The organism is Arthrobacter sp. ISL-69, assembly GCF_018613775.1.
GTDB lineage: Bacteria > Actinomycetota > Actinomycetes > Actinomycetales > Micrococcaceae > Arthrobacter.
Map to the genome: position 1 here is coordinate 168,068 of NZ_JAGGPO010000005.1, position 20,307 is coordinate 188,374.

20 protein-coding genes and 2 pseudogenes are annotated in these 20,307 nt (G+C 65.0%); 20 read left to right on the top strand and 2 right to left on the bottom strand.

All coding sequences use genetic code 11. The features are described 5' to 3' along the window. Positions 1–127: 127 nt before the first annotated feature. The 4 genes and pseudogenes from J7I79_RS01750 (at position 128) to J7I79_RS01765 (ending at position 2,639) form a co-directional block, all read left to right on the top strand. Positions 128–937: an IclR family transcriptional regulator gene (locus J7I79_RS01750; RefSeq protein ID WP_214949450.1), complete on the top strand. Its 810-nt coding sequence runs from the start codon at positions 128–130 to the stop codon at positions 935–937. Positions 938–1,034: 97 nt separating this feature from the next. After that, positions 1,035–2,150, top strand: a pseudogene (locus J7I79_RS01755) (BCCT family transporter); the annotation flags it as partial. After that, positions 2,081–2,269: pseudogene (locus tag J7I79_RS01760) on the top strand (glycine cleavage T C-terminal barrel domain-containing protein); the annotation flags it as partial. The pseudogenes J7I79_RS01755 and J7I79_RS01760, both read left to right, overlap by 70 nt. Positions 2,270–2,441: 172 nt before the next feature. After that, positions 2,442–2,639, top strand: a complete 198-nt coding sequence (locus J7I79_RS01765) for a DUF1508 domain-containing protein (RefSeq protein WP_214949451.1) — start codon at positions 2,442–2,444, stop codon at positions 2,637–2,639. Between the two features lie 53 nt (positions 2,640–2,692). On the opposite strand, the gene J7I79_RS01770 is transcribed toward J7I79_RS01765, so the two are convergent. Then, positions 2,693–3,325, bottom strand: coding sequence for an RNA polymerase sigma factor (locus J7I79_RS01770; protein WP_214949453.1), 633 nt, complete (start codon positions 3,323–3,325; stop codon positions 2,693–2,695). Positions 3,326–3,573: 248 nt separating this feature from the next. On the opposite strand from J7I79_RS01770, the gene J7I79_RS01775 reads away from it, so the two are divergent. From J7I79_RS01775 to J7I79_RS01785, 3 genes are all read left to right on the top strand, one after another. Continuing rightward, a complete protein-coding gene (locus J7I79_RS01775; RefSeq protein ID WP_214949455.1) occupies positions 3,574–3,924 on the top strand; it encodes a DNA-directed RNA polymerase subunit alpha C-terminal domain-containing protein in 351 nt (116 codons plus the stop codon). A 236-nt stretch (positions 3,925–4,160) separates the two neighbouring features. Then, entirely contained in the window at positions 4,161–4,424 is a 264-nt protein-coding gene (locus tag J7I79_RS01780) for a hypothetical protein (protein WP_214949463.1), read from the top strand. Positions 4,425–4,664: 240 nt separating this feature from the next. Next, complete coding sequence (locus tag J7I79_RS01785) at positions 4,665–5,720, top strand: sigma-70 family RNA polymerase sigma factor (protein WP_214949465.1); 1,056 nt, start codon at positions 4,665–4,667, stop codon at positions 5,718–5,720. Positions 5,721–5,766: 46 nt separating this feature from the next. Here the strand turns inward: J7I79_RS01785 and J7I79_RS01790 are convergent, their stop codons facing one another. Next, positions 5,767–6,054, bottom strand: coding sequence for a hypothetical protein (locus tag J7I79_RS01790; protein ID WP_214949467.1), 288 nt, complete (start codon positions 6,052–6,054; stop codon positions 5,767–5,769). A gap of 260 nt (positions 6,055–6,314) precedes the next feature. On the opposite strand from J7I79_RS01790, the gene J7I79_RS01795 reads away from it, so the two are divergent. The 13 genes from J7I79_RS01795 (at position 6,315) to J7I79_RS01855 (ending at position 20,115) form a co-directional block, all read left to right on the top strand. Next, complete coding sequence (locus tag J7I79_RS01795; protein WP_214949469.1) at positions 6,315–8,471, top strand: glycogen debranching N-terminal domain-containing protein; 2,157 nt, start codon at positions 6,315–6,317, stop codon at positions 8,469–8,471. A gap of 158 nt (positions 8,472–8,629) precedes the next feature. After that, positions 8,630–9,415, top strand: coding sequence for an amino acid ABC transporter ATP-binding protein (locus tag J7I79_RS01800; RefSeq protein ID WP_214949471.1), 786 nt, complete (start codon positions 8,630–8,632; stop codon positions 9,413–9,415). 1 nt (position 9,416) lies between these two features. Beyond that, positions 9,417–10,061 (top strand): amino acid ABC transporter permease, encoded by a 645-nt coding sequence (locus tag J7I79_RS01805; protein WP_214949473.1) that lies wholly within the window; start codon positions 9,417–9,419, stop codon positions 10,059–10,061. Then, the gene (locus J7I79_RS01810) at positions 10,058–10,711 is read left to right on the top strand and encodes an amino acid ABC transporter permease (RefSeq protein ID WP_214949474.1); all 654 of its coding nucleotides are present in this window, start codon (positions 10,058–10,060) and stop codon (positions 10,709–10,711) included. The genes J7I79_RS01805 and J7I79_RS01810 overlap by 4 nt, the downstream gene beginning before the upstream one ends. A gap of 47 nt (positions 10,712–10,758) precedes the next feature. Beyond that, positions 10,759–11,631, top strand: a complete 873-nt coding sequence (locus tag J7I79_RS01815; RefSeq protein ID WP_214949476.1) for an ABC transporter substrate-binding protein — start codon at positions 10,759–10,761, stop codon at positions 11,629–11,631. 167 nt (positions 11,632–11,798) lie between these two features. Then, positions 11,799–12,704, top strand: coding sequence for a dihydrodipicolinate synthase family protein (locus J7I79_RS01820; RefSeq protein WP_214949478.1), 906 nt, complete (start codon positions 11,799–11,801; stop codon positions 12,702–12,704). Positions 12,705–12,947: 243 nt separating this feature from the next. Then, positions 12,948–13,949, top strand: a complete 1,002-nt coding sequence (locus J7I79_RS01825) for a proline racemase family protein (RefSeq protein WP_214949480.1) — start codon at positions 12,948–12,950, stop codon at positions 13,947–13,949. Next, the gene (locus J7I79_RS01830; protein WP_214949481.1) at positions 13,946–14,908 is read left to right on the top strand and encodes an ornithine cyclodeaminase family protein; all 963 of its coding nucleotides are present in this window, start codon (positions 13,946–13,948) and stop codon (positions 14,906–14,908) included. Before J7I79_RS01825 ends, J7I79_RS01830 begins: the two co-directional genes overlap by 4 nt. After that, positions 14,905–15,630, top strand: a complete 726-nt coding sequence (locus J7I79_RS01835) for a GntR family transcriptional regulator (RefSeq protein WP_214949482.1) — start codon at positions 14,905–14,907, stop codon at positions 15,628–15,630. Before J7I79_RS01830 ends, J7I79_RS01835 begins: the two co-directional genes overlap by 4 nt. Then, positions 15,627–16,811, top strand: coding sequence for an FAD-binding oxidoreductase (locus tag J7I79_RS01840; protein ID WP_214949484.1), 1,185 nt, complete (start codon positions 15,627–15,629; stop codon positions 16,809–16,811). The genes J7I79_RS01835 and J7I79_RS01840 overlap by 4 nt, the downstream gene beginning before the upstream one ends. After that, positions 16,808–17,137, top strand: a complete 330-nt coding sequence (locus tag J7I79_RS01845; protein WP_214949486.1) for a (2Fe-2S)-binding protein — start codon at positions 16,808–16,810, stop codon at positions 17,135–17,137. The genes J7I79_RS01840 and J7I79_RS01845 overlap by 4 nt, the downstream gene beginning before the upstream one ends. Beyond that, on the top strand, positions 17,134–18,585 hold the full coding sequence (locus J7I79_RS01850; protein ID WP_214949493.1) for an NAD(P)/FAD-dependent oxidoreductase: 1,452 nt from the start codon (positions 17,134–17,136) through the stop codon (positions 18,583–18,585). Before J7I79_RS01845 ends, J7I79_RS01850 begins: the two co-directional genes overlap by 4 nt. A gap of 39 nt (positions 18,586–18,624) precedes the next feature. After that, entirely contained in the window at positions 18,625–20,115 is a 1,491-nt protein-coding gene (locus J7I79_RS01855; protein WP_214949494.1) for an aldehyde dehydrogenase (NADP(+)), read from the top strand. Positions 20,116–20,307 lie beyond the last annotated feature (192 nt).

Below are 20,307 nucleotides of genomic sequence, written 5' to 3' on the forward strand. Positions count from 1 at the left end.
TTTAACGCAATGTCGGCAGCGTCACACCCCACGGCATAGGATCGAAAGTGTGGAACTAACCGAGAGGACGCTACGGCGGCCATGTGGCAGGTAGGCAAGCCGCAGAAACTACTTGAGAGTGTGGATCATGGCTTCGAAGAATGACCCCGAATCCGACGTCGATGCGGAGTCAGGCCAGCACGGCGGTGTCCAGTCAGTGGACCGGGCCCTCGCAGTCCTGGAAATCCTGGCGCGCGACGGCCATGCGGGCGTGAGCGACATCGCCGAGGAGATGGGCATCCACAAGTCCACCGTCTCCCGGCTGCTGGGTTCGCTGGTGGGCAGGGAAATGGTCCACCAGAACAGCGATCGCGGTAAGTACCAGCTGGGGTTCGGCATCCTGAGGCTGGCAAGCTCCATCCCCGGGCGGCTCAGCCTGGTCTGCGAGGCCCGGCCCGTGCTGGAAAACCTGGCTGAGGAATTCAAGGAGACGGTGAACCTCGCCGTCCTGCGCTCCAACTACGCCGTCAACGTGGACCAGGCCATGGGCCCGTCAACGCTGGCAACCTACGACTGGGTGGGCAGCCTGACGCCGCTCCACGCGACCTCGAGCGGGAAAGTCCTGCTGGCGGCACTGTCCGCCGATGACCGGGACCGCGTCCTGAAGGAGACCGGACTTCCGGCCCGGACGCCGCGGACCATCACCAACAGGAACAAGCTCGAAACCCAGCTCCTCGACGTCGCCCGCGAGGGCTATGGAGTGGTCCGGGAGGAGTTCGAAATCGGGCTCAACTCGATGTCCGTACCCGTGTACAACCATCTGGGTGCGGTTATCGGGGCAGTCAGCATCTCCGGCCCGGCCTTCCGCTTTGATCCGGAAACGGCCCCGGGACTCCTCGAAGCACTGAAACAGGCCGGCCTGCAGATCAGCGCAAAGATGGGCTACACCGGCCGTTAAACACCGAACCGGTGGTTGAGCCTGTCGAAACAGGCTCAACCACCGGAACGATGCCCCAACTACAGCGGAACGATATCCCCTACCTTCTCCTGCACCCAGTCATGGCTTCACCTCGCTCTTTGGCATCAGGATGGTTGAGGGACCCGTCGGCAAGTTCATTAATGTGCTGGCAATTTTCGCCACACTCTTCGGTACCGCTGCATCGTTGGGCTTGGGCGCCCTCCAGATCGGCAGCGGCCTGACGTCCAACGGCTGGGTCGGGGAACTCGGCACCCCTGTGCTCGTGGTGATCGTCGCCATCCTGACCTCATGTTTCGTGGCCTCCGCGTTCTCGGGCATCAGCCGCGGCATCCAGTGGCTGTCCAACATCAACATGGTCCTGGCCGTCGTCCTGGCACTCATCGTCTTTGTTGCCGGCCCCACCCTGTTTATCCTCAACCTGATTCCAGCCGCGGTCGGCGACTATGCCAGGGACCTTGCGGAAATGTCCTCCCGGACGGAAGCCGTGGGAGACGAGGCACTGCGGAGCTGGATGTCCAGCTGGACCATCTTCTACTGGGCCTGGTGGCTGTCCTGGACACCGTTTGTTGGCATGTTCATCGCCCGCATCAGCCGGGGACGCACCATCCGGCAGTTTGTCACCGGAGTACTGCTGGTTCCCAGCATTGTCAGCGTGATCTGGTTCGGCATCTTCGGCGGCACCGCCTTCAGCATCCAGCAGCAGGCCGATAAGACAGAGAATCCCGCCGACGGCCTCGTGAAAATGGTCGACGGCGCACCCTCCATCTCCTTCGACGGCGCCCTCTTCGACCTGGTCAAGAACCTGAACATGCCTGCCTGGGCCACCGCCGCAGTCATCGTCCTGGCCATGGTGCTGGTGGCCATCTTCTTCATCACCGGAGCAGACTCAGCGTCCATCATCATGGCCTCCCTGAGCTCCAACGGCTCCAGCGAACCCCGCCGCGGGCTTGTGATCTTCTGGGGCCTGCTGACTGGTGGAGTGGCAGCAGTCATGCTCCTTGCCGGCGGAGATGAACCGTCCGAGGCGTTGTCCGGCCTGCAGCGCATCACCATCGTGGCCGCCCTGCCCTTCGTGCTGGTCATGCTGCTGCTCTGTGTCGCACTGACCCGTGACCTGCGCCGCGATCCGCTGGGTACGTCACGAGCGCGGCATACGGCTACTCGGTGCGCAAGCCGATTGCTTACGCCTGGCTGCCGGCCTCTGTCTCCGTCGGTGATTCCGTGGAGGTGGAGTACTTCGGCGAGCGCATCGCGGCGACCGTCACGGCCGAACCGCTGTTCGATCCCGGCATGGAGCGGCTGCGCGGCTGACGCTCCAGGCCTTCTTCGCCAAAGAACGACGGCGACGCACCGGCGAGTCCGGAGTGTCGCCGTCGTTCTCGGTTTAATCAGGGTCAACGGGGCTGCTGCCGTCATGATCACCTCGCCATGCGGTTAAGACCCTGCGTTGTGAACGATTCGCATCACGTTAGGAGAACGACCCATGGCCGCTTTGTTCGAACTGTTTAAGGACGCGGACGATTGCTTCAGGTTCCGACTGGTCGCAGAGGATGGTGAGGTGATGCTCACCTCGGTGGCCTATGCGTACGAGGACGTCGCAATTGCCGGGATCTGGGCCGTGCGGGAAGCAGCAGTCACGGGAAGCATCGTGGATCTCACCGACTTGAAGCCCACAGCCTGAAGAAAATTTTCGTCAGCATCGATTCAAGCCAGCAACGATCCAGGCCAGTGAGCCTAACTCAGTTCCGATCCGCGCTGTTGCTCGTACGCGGTGCGCAGCCCCGCCTTGGCACGGATTAGCAACGCGGACACCGCGTTGGGTTCGAGGCCCAGGATCGGTGCTATGTTTCGTGGCTTCTCGCCCATGACCTCGGCGTACCAAAGCACCGTCCGCCAGCGCTCCGGCAGGGAACGCATCGCAGCAGCGACGTGTTCCTGCTCGAACACAGTCAGGACCGTCTCGAGCCGCTGGTCATCGACAGGTCCCGGATCCAGGTCTTCGTCGGGTGCCGGTTGCTCACGGACACGTTTGTTCCAGAACGTCATAGCCACGGAACGGATTGCGGTGCTCAGATACGGGCCAAACACATCCGTGGGCCCGTAGCCGTTCCTGATCGCGCCAACAGCTTTGGCGAACGCGTCATGAAGCACATCCTCGGCCTCCTGGGCGCCGGACATTAGACCCCGGATGAACCGCAGCCCCGGCTCGCGGTACCGTTCATACAGCACCGCCATGGACTCTGCATCCCCGGCCCGGACGCCGGCAATCAAATCCGATTCATCGCCGCGGATACCGCCGGATGGCTCGTCGGATGCTGCACGGCGCCGATGCCCGCTCCCCGGTGAAACGTGCTCAATTGTTTCCATGTGGTTGCCTGCCCTCGACGCCGAAAAGCGAGAACGCACTGCAAGCGCCTCACCCCATTTACCGCGGGCGGGCCTGTTTCATGACGCGGAAACCGAAATTGTTGTGAAAGCGTTTGCAGGGGTTGGCTGGTCCGGGCCTTGGGGCCCGGCCCGCAGTTGTCCGTCACGGACTCCGGGCAGCACGGTTAGAACTCCGGGTGATTCCGCCGTCGCGGCGGGATCCTAATTACTGCGGGAGGATTCTTGTGATGCCGGACGGCCAGAAGACTTTGTCAACGCGTTCAATTGAGCTGCAGCGGGCTCGTCCGATAGCTGAGCTGCGCCTGCCTGCACGGGCAGCAAACGGCCTCGCCCGACACGGCGTGAACAGCATCGGACAGCTGATTGCACGCTCGCGGCAGGATCTAAAGAACGAGATTAACGGCCTCGGGATCGGCAGCATCCGTGACATTGAGGAAGCCCTGAAACGGGAAGGCCTGAGCCTCGCCACCGCCGGAAGAGCGTTACGGTATAGCCGTCCACTCAGCCGGCATGCCCGGAATCACCACGCCTGGCTGGCGGGTCTGCCGATCTTGAAAGAGGCGGGCAGGGTTCAGTGAAGTATTGCCGATTTCCGCTGCCCGCTCCGGCCCGCACCGGCAGCGTGGCCCACCAACACCCGCGAAACGACTGCCGGCTGGAAGATCGTGGCCGGCGATTCGTTTGCGGCTGGCAGCAGCGCAACTGCGGCGGGCCGTTCCAGCACGGGATCCCGGGGCCTGTCGGGAGGCCGGATCGCCGCTGACCGGTAAAATAGGGACCAATCAGCATACGCAGTAATTGGGGGGTGTTCGGTATGTCGGAAGGACCTGACGGGCGGCTGACCCTATCAGTGGGCCAGTGGGAGTTCGAGCAATTGAACCGTGAGTGGGCTGACTATGTCGCCGCCACCAGTGCGGGATCAAGCCCGGTCGACCCGGTTCTCACCCTAAGGCGTACCGGCGGGGTGCTGCGTTCCCTGGACCGGTTGCTGGCTTCGATCGGCCGCGGGGACAGCGAGGCCCCATCCGGCGCCGAGCACCGCGAGTCCGAACGCCGCGGGTCCGAGCACCGCGGGTAGAAGCCTCCACCGTCACGCACTGACTTGTTCATGTTTTTTATGACCAAAACGCCCTGAACCCTTCATTAGGTGATTATGTTAGCGCTACCACATTTCCGCGCCAGCAGGATTTAGTCGTCCGCCCGGAGTCACTATGCCCACCCTTTGCCGTCAATCACGTGTCGTTTCCGCGTGCCGGGCAGTGCTGTGAAGGCCGCCGCAACCCCGCCGGACGGCGCGTCTGCGGGTACGGGAGCCGCCGTGGCAGAAGCTGAGGCAAGGCTTGTACAGGACTGCCGGGAAGGCAAGACCGGGGCCGTCCTGGAATTGTTCAGAACCCACTGGGAACCGGCCTTGGCCTATGCCAACGTGCTGAGCAGGTCGTCACATGATGCCGAAGACGTCGCCGCTACGGCATTCCTTAAGTCCCTGACTGCAATGCGACGCGGAAGAGGGCCAGACGGCCCGGTCAGACCATATCTCCTGAGGGCTGTCCGCACTGCGGCATGTGACCGCCATTCGTCCGCCGAGCATCCGTCAGGGCGAATCATCGAGCTGGCTGACGGCCAGAACACTGACGGGCTCCTCAACGGTTCCAAGGAACACGACTTCGTCGCGGAGGCCTTCGCGACTCTCCCCCTTCGCTGGCGAAAAGTCCTGTGGTATGTCGAGATCGAAGGACTGAAGCCGCGTGAGGCCGCGCCGCTTCTCGACGTCGCCCCCAACGCACTCTCAGCCCTACTCCGGCGTGCCCGCAAAGGACTTCGTGAGGCCTATCTCCTGGTGTATCTGCGCGACTCCGAAAGCCGCGGCTGCGACTCCATGCTGCGCATGTTGGCCGAATCTGCCCTCGACCGCACCACGGCGGCAGGCCAGGCCAAAGTGGACGTACACGTCCGCACGTGCCGGAACTGCCGCGCGGCACTCCGGGGTTTGCGTGGTGTCCGTTCCAGAATGCAAGCTTTCCTGAATCCGGGCCTCCTGCCGGCGGCGCTCTCGCCGCTCACCGCTGTCCGGATCCTCGAAATCTTGGCATCCCCGCCGCACTGCCCCTTGGGCCACATCGCGGAAACCATCAATGAATCTGCTGACGTTGCACGTTCGCTCTTCCAAGGGCTGAAAACAATTGGCGCATCGGCGGCGGTCGTCGTCCTCATGGTCCTGCCGGCAGCCCCGAACGCTGCAACACCCGGGCTGGAACCTCCTGGTCGCCAAGGTGCTTGCGGCCCATACGGAACATCCGTCGGTTGCGTGCACCGTGCAGCCACCGCCCCGGATTACCTGCAGTTGCGGGCAGTGACCCGGTCATCCCAATAGCGCTATTTGCAGCTACGGCGTCAGGTGGGTCTGACCGTCTTTTCGGCTAGCCCGCCGCGTAGGTTCTGGCTTCACGCTGGATAAGCCGGGTGACCTTTTCGACCCGTTCAGACATGTACGTACCGACCTGGAGCCGGTCGCCGGGCCAGCTGGAGGCCTCCCAGGAGTCTTCCAGGGCTTTGGCCAGGGCACGGGAGAGGGAGTACACCTTCCACGAGTGCTTCACGTAGTGGAGGGCCCGCCTCCGGTACTCGGGGCTATGCCTCAACAGCTGGACGGCGGCGCGCGCCAGGGCTTCGCCAAGCAGTTTTTCGCCGGCTTGAATATTTTCCATGCGGACCTTCACCATCCCCAGTGCGCGGACAAGATCTTCCTTGAACTGTTCCCTTCGAGTGTCGCGAAAGTAGCTCAGCATCGGCTCAAGCCAATGCAAGGATTGGCTCAAGACCCGGCCGCGGGTCCACTCTGGCATCACGGTGTAGCTAGGCGTAGCGTCATTCACACAGGCAGGCGGCGGCGTCGCTGGATTGTGGCCGGGCCACATTTGCAGCCGGGCGCCGCCTCAGCGGTGTCAATCCACTGAAGGAGTCGGCGATGGCCGGATGGAACGCGGATACAGCTGCCGGGCCATTGGGGTCCGGAACGGTCACGCTGGTGGAAGGTTCATCATTCTGTATCTCTTCGGCCAACGGGGACATCCATCCGGAACACCCGCACGGGGTTTTCCATGAGGACACCCGGATCCTGTCCCGCTGGAACCTGACCGTCAACGGCCAGTCCATCGAGCCGCTGGCGGCGGAGACGAAGGAGCCGTACCGCGCTTTGTTTGCAGGCCGTGTGCCCCGTTCGGACGGGTACGCGGACAGCCCGCTGATCGTGGAGCGGCTGCGGGAAGTCGGTGCGGGAATCCTGGAAGTGATCACCATCAGGAACTACTCGTCCGACGCCACAGAGTGCGTGGTGGAACTGAGCGTTGAAGCGGATTTCGCGGACCTCTTCGAGGTCAAGGAGGCCCGGATCCAGCGGCGCTGGGAAGAAAGCCGCGAGCGGGACGGTGACACGCTGACCATCCGGGCCGCCTGGGAGGATGTCCGAAAGGGAGTCGTCGTCAATGCAGGTGGCGCCGACATCGAAGCGGAGGCCCTGACCTACCGGACGGTCATCCCGTCGCACGGAGAGTGGAACACCCGGGTCAGCGTGGTGCCCAAGGTGGACGGCGCGGGCCCCGCTGAGCCGTTCGCCCACCCTGCTGCCGGGGAGCTGTCCCCCCGCGACGTGCGCCGGCAGGCATGGGTGTCCAAGATTCCCGTGCTGCACATGGGCAACCGCTCCATCGAACGAACCATCCGCCGCAGTTACGACGACCTTGGCGCCCTGCGGATTGAGGATCCGCAGCACCCGGACCGGATCGTCGTGGCTGCCGGTGCGCCCTGGTTCATGACGCTTTTCGGCCGCGATTCGCTGTTTGCCTCCATCATGTCGATGCCTGTGGATCCATCCCTCGCCCTGGGCACCGTGCAGACGCTGGCCGACCGCCAGGGCAGCGCCGTGGATGTGATGAGCGAGGAGGAGCCCGGGAAGATCCTGCACGAAGTCAGGCTCGACGTCTCCAGCGGTCTGGCGCTGGGCGGAAAATCGTCCTACTACGGCAGCGTCGACGCAACGCCGCTGTTCCTGATAGTCCTCGGCGAGGTGAGCCGCTGGGGTTTTGGCGCGGAGACCATTGCCGCGCTGCTGCCCCATGCGGACCGGGCGATGGAATGGATCCGGAACTACGGGGACCGCGACGGCGACGGGTTCGTCGAATACGCGCGCCTCAACGAACGCGGCCTGATCAACCAGGGTTGGAAGGATTCGTGGGACGGCGTCAATTTCGCCGACGGCCGCATGGCCGAGGGGCCGATCGCGCTGTGCGAGGTGCAGGGGTATGTCTACGGCGCGTACATGGCGAGGTCGTGGTTGGCGTACGACGCCGGTGACGAGGCTCTGGCCTCTGACCTCCGGGACCGCGCGGCACGGCTGAAGAAACAATTCAACGAACAGTTCTGGATGCCCGAGCGCGGTTACTACGCCATCGCGCTGGACGGCAACAAGCGTCAGGTTGATGCGTGCGCGTCCAACATGGGCCACTGCCTGTGGAACGGCATCATCGACGAGGACAAGGCGCCGATGGTGGTGGAACGGCTGATGTCCACGGAAATGTTCAGCGGCTGGGGAGTGCGTACCCTGGCAACCGACATGGGCGCCTATAACCCCGCCAGCTACCACAACGGCTCGGTCTGGCCGCACGACAACGCGGTCATCCAGGCCGGCCTTCTCCGCTACGGGTTCGTGGAGGAGGCGCAGCGGATCTCCACGGCCCTGCTGGACGCGGCCGAGTATTCGGAGGGGCGGCTGCCCGAACTGTTCTGCGGTTTCGACCGCCAGCACTTCACCGCTCCCGTGCCCTACCCCACCGCGTGCTCGCCCCAGGCATGGGCGGCCACCACACCGATCTACCTCGTGACGAACCTGATGCGCTACAACCCGCACGTTTCCGAGGGCGGGCTGTGGATGGACCCCGTGCTGCCGGAATCCTATGGGGACCTCCGCATCACGAACGCGCCCATGGCCGGCGGCCGCATCACCATCGACGTTTCCGGCTCCGAGGCGACCATCCAGGGATTGCCCGAGGGCATGGTGCTCCACCACGGAACACGGCCCTGGATGGCCGACCTGGTGCAAAAGGCCACGCTGCCCAAACAGGACTAAGGACTGTGCGAGTCGTCCCGGGAACGCGACGGCTGAAGCTCTGAGCCACCCGAAACTTAGGTCTTCCCTTAGTCGCCTGTGACATGTACCATTTCACATATCACGTGACATAGCCCACATCGATCGACGGTCCCTTGGCCCCCACATGGAAGATCGCTATGACCCTTTCAGAAATCGCAGACGGCAAGCTCGCACCTCGTCTGGGTATCAAGCTAGACAACATCTCGAAGCGCTACGGCGAGCACACCGTCCTCGACGACGTGTCCCTGCACGTTGAACCGGGGACGGTCACCGCCCTCATTGGACCCTCAGGCGCCGGTAAAAGCACGTTCCTGAGATGCATCAACCTCCTGGAGCGTCCGGATTCCGGCACCATCCAGGTAGACCAGCACACCATCGAGCCCGGCAAGGATGTCAACAGCCGCGACCTTGCGGCCCTGCGGCGCACAGTGGGCATGGTGTTCCAGTCCTTCAACCTGTTTCCGCACATGTCCGCCTTGAAGAACATCAGCTTCCCCCAGCAGAAAGTCCTCGGTCGCAGCAAGGAAGAGGCCGATGCACGGTCGAGGCAACTGCTGGAGAGGGTGGGCCTCAAGGAGAAGGCGGACCAGCATCCGGGGAAATGCTCCGGCGGCCAGCAGCAGCGCATCGCCATCGCCCGAGCCCTTGCACTCGATCCGGCCATCATGCTCTTCGACGAGCCGACATCGGCCCTGGACCCCGAGGTGGGGCTCGAAGTCCTGGCCGTGATGCGCGAACTGGCCGGGGACGGTATGACGATGATCGTGGTCACCCATGAAATGCAGTTCGCCCGGGACGTCTCGGACACGCTCGTCGTCATGGCCGATTGCAAGATCATCGAGCAGGGCGATCCGCGCGCCATCATGAGCGACCCCAAGGAAGCCCGCACCCGCCGCTTCCTCCGGGCCGTGCTGGAGCGCTGATATGGACGCCCTTTCAGCAGTACTTCAGGGACTGCCTATGACGATCATGCTGACGCTGTCAGCGTTCGCCATCGGCATCGTGGGCGCCGTTCCCCTGGCCGTGGGCTTATCGTCGTCGAACATTCTTGTGCGGCTGGTGTCGCGGCTCTTCGTGGACCTGGTCCGCGGAGTCCCGATCATCGTTTGGCTTTTCCTGCTCAAGTTCGGCATCCAGATCGGCACGTTCAAGTTCAACCCCGTCGGCGCCGCAATAGTCGGCCTGGGCGTTGTCTCCATTGCCTATCTCGCCGAAATCTACCGCGGTGGGCTACAGTCCGTTCCGCGCGGCCAAGGCGAGGCGGCTCATGCCCTGGGCTTGACCGGCGGAACCACCTTCTACGGCGTGATGGTCCCGCAGGCCTTCCGCATCGTCTCCCCCTCCATTGCCACCTACCTGACAGGCCTGCTCAAGGACTCCTCGATCGCCTCCACGATCATCGTCACCGAGATGGTCTTCCAGTCCCAGGCCTTCGCCCGGCAGCACCCCACGGTGGAGGGGATCCTGCCCTACATCATCGTGGGCATCCTTTACATCGTGCTCAGCTTGCCGGTTGCCTATTTGTCCCGTCGACTCGACTCCCGCATGAGGAAGGCTGTCTACGCATGACCTGGCTAACAGAATGGGCGGGCTACCTCCCACAGATGATGTCCGGCCTCGGTGTCAGCCTCCTGATCGCCGGCATCTCGATCTTCTTCGGCTATCCGTTGGGCCTGGCGCTCAGCCTCATGGTGACCTCCAAGAACCTGGCCGTCCGCACCCTGGGGCTCGCCGTCGTCGAGATTGGCCGTGGCGCACCTGCTTTGGTGATCCTCTACCTCTTCTACTACGGCTTGCCGAAGTTCGGGATCGCGTTCGAGAGCATCACCGCCGCCTGCCTCGCCCTCACGTGGAACTCAGCGGCGTATTCGAGCGAGATCATGCGGGCCGGCCTCCAGTCGGTGGCCCGCGGACAGCTTGAGGCCTCCAACGCCCTTGGCCTGTCGCAGCGCGACACCTTCTTCCGCGTCATCATGCCGCAAGGCATGCGATCGGCGATCCCCGGGCTCATGGGAGTCGCGATCCAGATGTTCCAAGGCACCTCCCTGGCATACGGAATCGCCGTCCCCGAGCTGATGAAGACGGCGTACAACATCGGCAGCCAGGACTTCAACTATCTGCAGATCTTCACCCTCGCAGGCCTCTGCTACGCCGTCATTTCGATGCCGGCCACGTGGATCACCGTCTTCTTCGAGAAGCGCATGGCCCGCCACACCTAACCACTCCACCACATCCCGCAGCACCCCCAACACCCACAGGAGGAACCATGAATACCCACCGCCTCAAAAGCGCCGGCATCCTGACTGCCAGCGCGATCGCCCTCAGCCTCGGCCTGACAGCCTGCGGCGGATCCTCGGACGCAAGCACCGCCTCATGCACCCCGAAGCACCCCGGCATCCAGACCGTCGCACCGGGCAAGCTCACGGTGGGCGTCATCGATATCCCGCCGTTCAGCAGCTACAACAGCGGCAAGCCCATCGGCATCGACATCGCGATCGTCAGCAAGATTGCCAAGGACGAGTGCCTCGAACCGGCCTACCAGCAAGCCACCTACGCAGATGCCGTGCAGTCGATCTCAGGCGGCAACATCGACCTCGCAGTGGGCACCATCGACGCAACCGAGAAGCGCCTCAAGGCTGTCGACTTCTCCGCCTCCACTTACCTCGACGGCATGGGCATCGTTTCCAAGTCGGGCGCCACCACCGTTTCGGAACTTGAAAAGATGAGCAAGGTCGGCACGATCGACGGCTACCTGTGGGTCGAGGACCTCAAGAAGATCCTGGGCGACAAGCTCGTCACCTACCCCAGCAGCGTCGAGCTCAAGGCGGATTTCGACGCCGGCCGCCTGGACGCCGACGTCGACGCCTACGGCGTGCAGGTGCTTCAGTTCAAGGGCGCCGCCGGCGTCAAGGTTTCGCTCGCTAACGAGAAACCAGACGCACGCGTCGGGGCAATCGCCCACGCACCCGAAGCCGCATTCCCGATGACCAAGGGCAACAAGAGCCTCCAGGAGGCACTCAACGCCGGCATCACCGCACAGCGCGCGGATGGCACCATCACCAAGCTCCTGACCGACGCCGGGCTGTCCGAAGGACTCGGGAAGGTCGCCGAAAAGCAGTACGTAGTTCCCGCAAGCTAGCCCTCCCTGCCCCTTCCAGCTGACGCAAGTCGGCAAACCCGGGTGCCGGGTTTCGGCCCGGCACCCATTTGAACCACCTGTGCAATGTCACATGGTAGATTATGCTGTGAGGTAGCTCACGGCAGCACAATGACGGCGCCGCGCGTGCCCCACCGAAAGGACCCACAATGACTGAAACCCGCAAGCCCTGGCACGGCGTACTCGTCGCCACAGCGCTGCCGTTCAAGGATGATCTCAGCATCGACTACGACGCCTACGCTGAGCATGTCCGTTTCCTTGCCAACGCAGGCTGCGACGGCGTAGCCCCCAACGGCTCGCTGGGCGAGTACCAGGCGCTGAGCGAAGAAGAGCGTGCCCGCGTGATCACGATTGCGGTCGAGGCCGCGCCTGAGGGCTTCACCGTCATGGCCGGCGTGGGTGCTTACGGCGGCCTCCAGACGCAGAAATGGGCAGAGCAGGCCGCCGAGGCCGGCGCCAAGGCGCTCATGTTGCTCCCTCCGAACGCCTACCGCGCCAACGACGACGAGGTGGTGGACCACTATCGCCGCGCCGCCGCCGTCGGGCTGCCGATCGTGGCCTACAACAACCCCATCGACACCAAAGTGGACCTGACTCCGCAGCTCATCGCCCGCCTCCACGGCGAAGGCCTGATCGTTGGCGTCAAGGAGTTCACAGGCGATGTCCGCCGCGCCTACGAGATCAAGGAACTCGCCCCCGAGGTGGACCTCCTCATCGGCACGGACGATACCGTTGTCGAGATGGGCCTGGCAGGTGCCGTCGGCTGGGTGGCGGGCTACCCGAACGCAATTCCTGAATCTACCCTCGAGCTCTACCGGCTCTCCACCTCCGGCGATGTCGCAGACCTTGAGCGGGCCCGGGAAATCTACCGCGACCTGCACTCCCTGCTTCGCTGGGACAGCAAGACGGAATTCGTCCAGTCCATCAAGCTGTCCATGGACGTCGTTGGCCTCCGTGGCGGCGCCTGCCGCCCACCGCGCGGACCGCTCGCCCCAGACGTGCGGGACGCCGTAGTCCGCGACACCGAAGCAGCCCTCGCCAAGGGCTACAAGTAAACAAAAGGTGAGCGAGCGTCCCCGCAAAACCCGCCAAAGGTGAGCGAGCGTTGGTGGGAGACGCACAAGTCGGGTTTCGGTCCTTCGGAAAGGAGCGCATCGCAGTCGAACGCGCAACGGAGGTCGCCCAGCGACCGCAGTGACGCCTTCCGCGCTAAGCGACGCCGAAGGGCCGAAACCCGGCGGAGCCCGCCGGAGGCCGAAATCCCGCCAACCCAGCCACAACAAGAGGAGAAGGAAAGCATGAGAACCAGCCGCATCTTCCACGCCGTGGACTCGCATACCGAAGGCATGCCCACGCGCGTCATCACCGGCGGCATCGGGACGATCCCCGGCGCCACCATGGCCGAGCGGCGCCTGTGGTTCATGGAGAACAGCGACTGGATCCGTACCCTACTCATGACCGAACCGCGCGGCCACGCGTCGATGAGCGGGGCGATCCTCCAGCCATCCACGCGGCCGGACGCGGACTTCGGGGTGCTCTTCATCGAGGTGTCGGGTCTCCTGCCGATGTGCGGCCACGGCACCATCGGCGTCGCAACCGTCCTGGTGGAGACGGGCATGGTGGAGGTTGTTGAGCCGGTTACCACCGTGCGGCTCGACACCCCCGCCGGCCTGGTGGTCGCCGAGGTCGCCGTCAAGGACGGTCACGCCGAGTCCGTGACCATCCGCAACGTCCCCTCCTTCGTGGACCGCCTCGATGCCAAGGTGGAAGTTCCTGGCTTCGGTACCGTCCCGTACGATCTGGCATTCGGCGGGAACTTCTACGCGATAGTGGACCTGGACAGCCTGGATTTGCCGTTCGAGCGCGAGCGCAAGGACGACCTGCTCAGGGCCGGATTGGCGATCATGGAGGCGATCAATGCCACGGATGAACCCGTCCACCCCGAGCGCGACGATATCCGCGGCTGCCATCACGTCTATCTCAAGGCGCCCGGCTCGACGGCGGAGCACTCCCGGCACGCGATGGCCATCCACCCGGGCTGGTTCGACCGCTCCCCGTGCGGTACAGGCACGAGCGCCCGGATGGCGCAGTTGCACGGGCGCGGCGAACTGGCTCTGGGCACCGACTTCGTCAACGAGTCCTACATCGGTTCCCGTTTCATCGGCCGCTTGGTTGAGGAAACGGAGGTGGCTGGCCGCTCGGCTGTCGTCCCCACCGTCACCGGCCGGGCCTGGCTTACCGGCACCGCGCAGTATTTCCTGGATCCCACCGATCCGTTCCCTGCGGGGTTCCTGCTGTGAGCCTTCCCTACTTCAATTCGACGGCGGTGCGAGCCGCCGCCCCTTGGACGACGGCGATCGCGGCCCTTGAATACGCGCTCCTGAACGGCGTTGACCCCGAGGACGACTGTCCACGGTTGTTCAGCCCCGCACCGAACGGCGAGTTCCTGCTCATGCCCGCATCAGGCCAGCGCTACAGCGGTATCAAAGCGCTCACCGTAGCCCCTGCCAACCCGGTACAGGGGCTCGAAAAGATCCAAGGGGTTTACATCCTCTTCGATTCGGACACGTTGGCACCGCTGGCCACGATGGACGGGAACGAACTCACGGCCATCCGAACGCCGGCCACCACCCTGCTGGCCGTCAAACACATCCTGGCCTCGGCCCTCCACGGCGCTCCCCGAAGCCACGAAAGCACCGAAAGAAGCCGCGTGCTCGTGTTCGGCACTGGAGTCCAAGCGCTCAACCACCTCCGCGCGGCGCACGCCGTGCTCCCGGAGGCGAGCTTCGCCGTCGTCGGCCGGCGCCCCGAGCGGGTGACAGCGCTGATCGGGCAACTCGCCACCGAGGGCATCGAGGTCCGTCCGGGCAACCAGGCCGAGGTGCCCGACGCCGATGTGGTGATCTGCGCAACCTCCTCCCCTACGCCGCTGTTCGACGGCGGTTTGGTTGCCCCTGGTGCCGTGGTGGCCGCTGTAGGCCAGCACGGCTTGGACGCCCGCGAAGTCGACGCCGCCCTTGTGCTGCGCAGCGACATCGTGGTGGAGGGACGCGCCTCGGCACTACGCGAGGCCGGGGACCTGATACCCGCACGCAGCGCGGAGGAATGGAAAGCGATCCGTCCCGCCAACCTCCGGGACCTTGTCAAAGGAGAGTTCGAGCGCTCCCCAGGCAAGCCCTGCCTGTACGCAGGCGTGGGCATGGCATGGGAAGACCTCGCGACCGCTGCCGTGGTGTATGAAGGAGGCACCCGATCATGAAACCCGCACAAGGAGTGCTTACCGTGCCAACCAACAACCAGCTACCGATCGCGCCGCTCGGCCGCCAGCACAGCCTCCGCGAGTCCGTCACTGAGTCCCTGCGCGCAGCGATCATCGCCGGCACGTTAACAGAAGGCACGCTGTATTCCGCCCCGGCACTTGCCGCGGCTTTTGGCGTCTCGGCCACACCGGTTCGCGAGGCCATGATGGATCTGGCCCGCGAAGGCCTGGTGGAAACTCTGAAGAACAAAGGCTTCCGCATCACCACCATGAGCGACCGTGAATTGGATGAGCTCACGGAAATCCGCCTGCTCCTCGAGCCGCCTGTTGTTGGCGACGTGGCCGGGGCGGTCCCGCCATCGGGAATCAAGGTGCTGCGCTCCAGGGCGGACGACATCGTGGACGCCGCGCGGGAAGGCGACCTCACTGCCTACCTGGCCGCGGACCGCATATTCCACGCCGAGCTTTTGCGGTACGCCGGGAACAACCAGCTGGTTGAGTTGGCTACCAGCCTTCGTTCCCGTACCCGGATGTACGGCCTCAAGATCCTGAGCGATAGCAACCGCTTGGCCGACTCAGCCCAGGAACACCACGAATTGCTCGACCTCATCGAAGCCGGTGATGGGCCGGCGGCGCAGGAATTCATGCGCCGCCACATTGGCCACGCCCGCGGTCTCTGGGCCACGGGCGAGAACGAGAAACCGCAGGAGCAACCGACATGAACTCAGCGTGCGATGTGCTCGTCATTGGCGCCGGGGTTATCGGCGCCGCCACTGCCTATTTCGCAACTCAGCAGGGTCTCACCGTCACTGTCCTGGACAAGGGGCTCCCCGCCAGCGGCACATCTTCCGCCTGCGAAGGAAACATCCTTGTCTCGGATAAGGAACTCGGTCCCGAACTCGAACTAACCCGCTACTCCCTTGGCGTCTGGCATGGCGACCTCGCTGAGCATAAGCGGCTTTGGGAGTTCGAGTCCAAGGGCGGCATCATCGTCGCCTCCCGCGAAAGCAGCCTGGCATCCCTCAACCGTGTGATGACCGCGCAAGCCCTTTACGGCGTTGTTGTGGAGAAGCTGGACCCGGATACCCTGCGGAACGCTGAACCGAACATCACCCCTGACGCCTTGGGCGGGGCGAGCTACCCCGAAGACTGCCAGGTCCAACCAATGCTGGTCGCCGCACATCTGGTTCGGCTGGCAACCGATGCAGGAGCCCGTTTCGTCGCCGACACTCCCGTCAATGGCTTCCTCCGGAGCGGAGACCGCATCACGGGTGTAAGGACACCTCGCGGTGACTTCTCTGCCGGGGCTGTGGTGAACTGCACCGGTACGTGGGCCGGCGAACTCGCCGCCCTGGCCGGGGTCAACGTCCCGGTCCTCCCCCGACGCGGCTTCGTCATGGTCACCGAACCACTCCCGCCCATGGTTCACCACAAGGTCTATGCAGCCGAATACATCGATAACGTCGGCAGTTCCGACGCCGGGCTCCAGGCCTCGCCGGTAGTCGAAGGCACTCCCAGCGGCACTATCCTCATCGGCTCAACGCGCGAACGCGTCGGTTTCGACCGCACCGTGAGCACCAACGCACTTCGGCTCCTGGCAGGCAACGCCGTCGCACTGTTCCCCTTCCTTGAGCACGTCAAAGCCATCCGCCACTACCACGGCTTCCGCCCGTACTGCCCGGACCACCTGCCGGTGATAGGCCACGACGAGCGCGCCCCCGGGCTGTGGCATGCCGCCGGCCATGAGGGCGCCGGAATCGGCCTCTCCGCCGGGACCGGCAAACTCCTTGCCCAAGCGCTCTCTGGCCAGGCCCCGGACCTCGACCTTTCCCCCTTCGCGCCGGCCCGCTTCGGCGAGCGAAAGGAAAACAGCACAACTCACCGAGAGGAGGCCCCCGCATGAGCACCCATTCAGGAGAGACCCGGTCAGTCAATACGCCGGATGCGGTCAACGTGAGCTTCGACGGCCGTCCACTGGCTGCGGTACCAGGACAAAACGTCGGCGCTGCCCTGATCTCCAACGGCATCACCGCCTGGCGCAGCACGCGCAAGGACGCGCGTCCCCGCGGACTTTTCTGCGGCATCGGCGTCTGCTTCGACTGCCTCGTAACGGTCGACGGCGAAGCGAATCAGCGCGCCTGCCTCGTCGAAGTGCGGGAGGGCATGGAGATCGAGGGTTCTTGCCCGGAACGGGATTCCCTGTCGGAACCCGAAAGGGGTCGGAAATGACTTCGACAAGCACTGTACGAACCGTCAGTGCCGACGTCGCCGTCCTAGGGGCCGGTCCGGCCGGGCTGGCGGCGGCCGTTGCTGCGGCCGAGGCGGGAGCCGACGTCGTAGTGGTGGATGCGGGCGCCCAACCGGGCGGCCAGTTCTGGCGTCACCGCCCCGAAGCCGTTGTGCCCACACCGGATGGCAAGGGTCACCATGGCTGGAAGAGCTACCTCGACCTCCGTGCGAGGTTCGACGCCGCGCGCCGCCGCGGGCGGATCACCTACCTCCCCGGCCTCCAGGCCTGGATGGCGGAAAAGGTCGACGCCGGCTTCATCCTTCGCACGACGCCCACCGTGGCTGGCGGTTCCCATTCCGGGAAGGCCGACGGCGGCAGCACCGTCGTCGCGCGCCGTCTTGTCCTGTGTCCTGGCGGTTACGACCGCCAGCTTCCAGTTCCCGGCTGGGACCTTCCCGGTGTGATGGCTGCCGGCGGAATCCAGGCATTCATCAAGGCCAACGGAATTCTTCCCGGGAGACGCTTCGTGATCGCCGGGACCGGTCCTTTCCTGCTCCCCGTTGCCGCGAATATCGCCGAGGCTGGCGGCGAGGTCCTCGCGGTGCTTGAGTCCTCCTCCCCGACCGCCTGGCTGCCGCATCTGCGTGCTGCGGCGGGAGTGCCGGAGAAGGCCCTTGAGGGCGCGGAGTACGCGGCCGTCTTCGCCCGGCACCGGATTCCGTACCGCACGCGCAGCATCGTCACCGAGGTCCTCGGAACGGATCACGTTTCCGGCGTAAGGACAGGCAAGGTCGACGCCGACGGTCGGGTGCGGCCCGGCACCGAGCGTGTCTACGAGGACGTGGACGTGGTCGGCTTCGGCTGGGGCTTCACGCCGCAGATGGAACTGCCGCTGTCCTTCGGGATCCAGGCTCGGCTCGACGCTGACGGCTCGCTGGTCGGCGTCGTCGATGAGCGCCAGCAGTCCAGCGTCCCGGGCCTGTTTCTCGCGGGTGAGGTCACCGGCGTCGGCGGGGCAACATTGGCCGTGCTTGAGGGCCTCGCGGCAGGCACTGCTGCGGCGGGCGGGACCGTTTTGCCGGAGAAAACCGCCGCGCGGCACCGGCGTTTCGCCGAGGCCATGCACCGGGCGCACCCCGTTCCTCCCGCCTGGCAGGACTGGCTCGCTCCCGAGACGATCGTGTGCCGCTGCGAAGAAGTCACAGCCCGCCAGATCACCGACGCCCGGGAGAGCCTGGCGGCCCGCGACTCCCGGACACTGAAGTCGTTCACCCGCGCTGGAATGGGCTGGTGCCAAGGCCGGGTTTGCGGCTTCGCAGCCGCCTGCATTGGGGCCGGCCCCGGCGCTGCGCCCACCGCTGAAAGCCTGTCCGGCTCCGCAAAGCGACCTTTGGCCGCGCCAGTGGGCATCGGCGAACTTGCCTCACTTGAAACTACGGACAACTGAACTTCCCCATCTGAACTGCCTCCCGAAAGGAGACCGCGCATGACCGCGATCGCCCAGACCACCGCCGTCGTACTGCCGCCGACGACCGACGCCGAGTTGGAACAACTGCTGGCGGCGGCCCAGACGGCTGCGGCACCACTGGCCGCCCTCCGTCCCGCCGAGCGCGCCGAGCTGCTCGACGCCGTCGCTGACGCTTTGGATGCCGCCGCCGACCAGCTCGTTCCCGTGGCCGAACGGGAGACCCACCTGCCCGGGGCGCGGCTCCGCGGCGAGCTCAAGCGCACCACCTTCCAGCTGCGCCTCTTCGGAGAAGTACTGCGCGACGGCGGCTACCTTGACGCCCGCATCGACCATGCCGACGTCGACTGGCCGATGGGCGCCCCGCGGCCAGAGCTGCGGCGCGTGCTCGTGCCCATGGGGCCGGTGGTGGTGTTCGCCGCCAGCAACTTCCCCTTCGCGTTCTCCGTTGCCGGCGGAGACACCGCCTCGGCGCTTGCCGCGGGCAGCCCCGTGCTACTCAAAGCCCACTCCGGCCATCCCGGGCTGTCCCGGCTCACGGCGGAGGTCGTCGTCTCGGCACTCCGCAAGGCAGGCGCTCCCGAGGGCACCTTCGCACTCATCACCGGCACCGCCGCCGGGGCCGCCGCCCTGCGCGATCCGCGGATCAAGGCGGGCGCATTCACGGGTTCCATCCCCGGCGGACGCGCCCTCTTCGACATCGCCAGTTCCCGGCCCGAACCGATCCCATTCTTCGGTGAACTGGGCAGCAACAACCCGGCTTTCGTCACCGAGGCCGCAGCCGCTGAACGCTGCGCGGAGATAGCCGAGGGTTTCGTCAGCTCCTTCACGCTCGGGGCCGGACAGTTCTGCACCAAGCCCGGTACATTGTTCGTTCCAGCCCGGTCCGGGCTGGTTAAGGCCTTGCGCGACGCTGCACTGCCGCCGGCCGCGCCGCTGCTCAACGAGCGGATCCAGTCCGGATATACCGAGGTGCTGCAGGGCCTGCAGTCTGACCAACGCCTTGAGGTACTGGCACGGGGAGCAGGACCCTTGGCCGATCCTCCCGGCCCAACACTCCTGCTCACCACCGCGGCGGACATGCTCGCCGAGCCGCATGCCCTCCAAACCGAATGCTTCGGGCCTACCGCCGTCGTGGTGACGTACGACGACGAGTCCCAGCTTCCCGAGCTTGCCGAGACTTTCGAGGGGCAGCTGACCGCCACGATCCACGGAACGGACTCCTGCCAGGTAGAGGCACTGGTGGAGGTCCTTGCCCGCAAGGCCGGGCGGGTGGTCTGGAACCAGTGGCCAACGGGTGTCTCCGTGACATACGCACAACAGCACGGCGGACCCTACCCGGCGACCACCGCCGTGGGAAGCACCTCCGTAGGCACGGCGGCTATGGAACGCTTCCTGCGCCCGGTTGCCTATCAAGGCTTCCCGCAGCACCTGCTGCCGGAGGCACTCCGCGAGGACAATCCTCTGGCAGTTCCGCGCCTCATGAACGGCCGGCGGGAGGGTGGCCGTTGATGTGGGTGCAGAGAATTTCCGATCAACAGATACTCACTCGACGGCTAGGAACGGATGACTCCTACTGGTGGATTCTCGCTGGCGGCATACATGTCCCGGGATTCGGCCCGGCCACCGAACCCGGCGAAGCTCTTAGCCTCGGTGAAGTGCCCCCTGGACCCCACAGGGGCTGAAGACTTCCTTTGGAAAAAC

Bases quoted from the DNA above. Each gene is read 5' to 3' on its own strand.
- J7I79_RS01750 (WP_214949450.1), top strand. From the start codon at position 128: ATGGCTTCGAAGAATGACCCCGAATCCGACGTCGATGCGGAGTCAGGC.
- J7I79_RS01765 (WP_214949451.1), top strand. From the start codon at position 2,442: ATGGCCGCTTTGTTCGAACTGTTTAAGGACGCGGACGATTGCTTCAGG.
- J7I79_RS01770 (WP_214949453.1), bottom strand. From the start codon at position 3,325: ATGGAAACAATTGAGCACGTTTCACCGGGGAGCGGGCATCGGCGCCGT.
- J7I79_RS01775 (WP_214949455.1), top strand. From the start codon at position 3,574: ATGCCGGACGGCCAGAAGACTTTGTCAACGCGTTCAATTGAGCTGCAG.
- J7I79_RS01780 (WP_214949463.1), top strand. From the start codon at position 4,161: ATGTCGGAAGGACCTGACGGGCGGCTGACCCTATCAGTGGGCCAGTGG.
- J7I79_RS01790 (WP_214949467.1), bottom strand. From the start codon at position 6,054: ATGGAAAATATTCAAGCCGGCGAAAAACTGCTTGGCGAAGCCCTGGCG.
- J7I79_RS01795 (WP_214949469.1), top strand. From the start codon at position 6,315: ATGGCCGGATGGAACGCGGATACAGCTGCCGGGCCATTGGGGTCCGGA.
- J7I79_RS01800 (WP_214949471.1), top strand. From the start codon at position 8,630: ATGACCCTTTCAGAAATCGCAGACGGCAAGCTCGCACCTCGTCTGGGT.
- J7I79_RS01805 (WP_214949473.1), top strand. From the start codon at position 9,417: ATGGACGCCCTTTCAGCAGTACTTCAGGGACTGCCTATGACGATCATG.
- J7I79_RS01810 (WP_214949474.1), top strand. From the start codon at position 10,058: ATGACCTGGCTAACAGAATGGGCGGGCTACCTCCCACAGATGATGTCC.
- J7I79_RS01815 (WP_214949476.1), top strand. From the start codon at position 10,759: ATGAATACCCACCGCCTCAAAAGCGCCGGCATCCTGACTGCCAGCGCG.
- J7I79_RS01820 (WP_214949478.1), top strand. From the start codon at position 11,799: ATGACTGAAACCCGCAAGCCCTGGCACGGCGTACTCGTCGCCACAGCG.
- J7I79_RS01825 (WP_214949480.1), top strand. From the start codon at position 12,948: ATGAGAACCAGCCGCATCTTCCACGCCGTGGACTCGCATACCGAAGGC.
- J7I79_RS01835 (WP_214949482.1), top strand. From the start codon at position 14,905: ATGAAACCCGCACAAGGAGTGCTTACCGTGCCAACCAACAACCAGCTA.
- J7I79_RS01840 (WP_214949484.1), top strand. From the start codon at position 15,627: ATGAACTCAGCGTGCGATGTGCTCGTCATTGGCGCCGGGGTTATCGGC.
- J7I79_RS01845 (WP_214949486.1), top strand. From the start codon at position 16,808: ATGAGCACCCATTCAGGAGAGACCCGGTCAGTCAATACGCCGGATGCG.
- J7I79_RS01850 (WP_214949493.1), top strand. From the start codon at position 17,134: ATGACTTCGACAAGCACTGTACGAACCGTCAGTGCCGACGTCGCCGTC.
- J7I79_RS01855 (WP_214949494.1), top strand. From the start codon at position 18,625: ATGACCGCGATCGCCCAGACCACCGCCGTCGTACTGCCGCCGACGACC.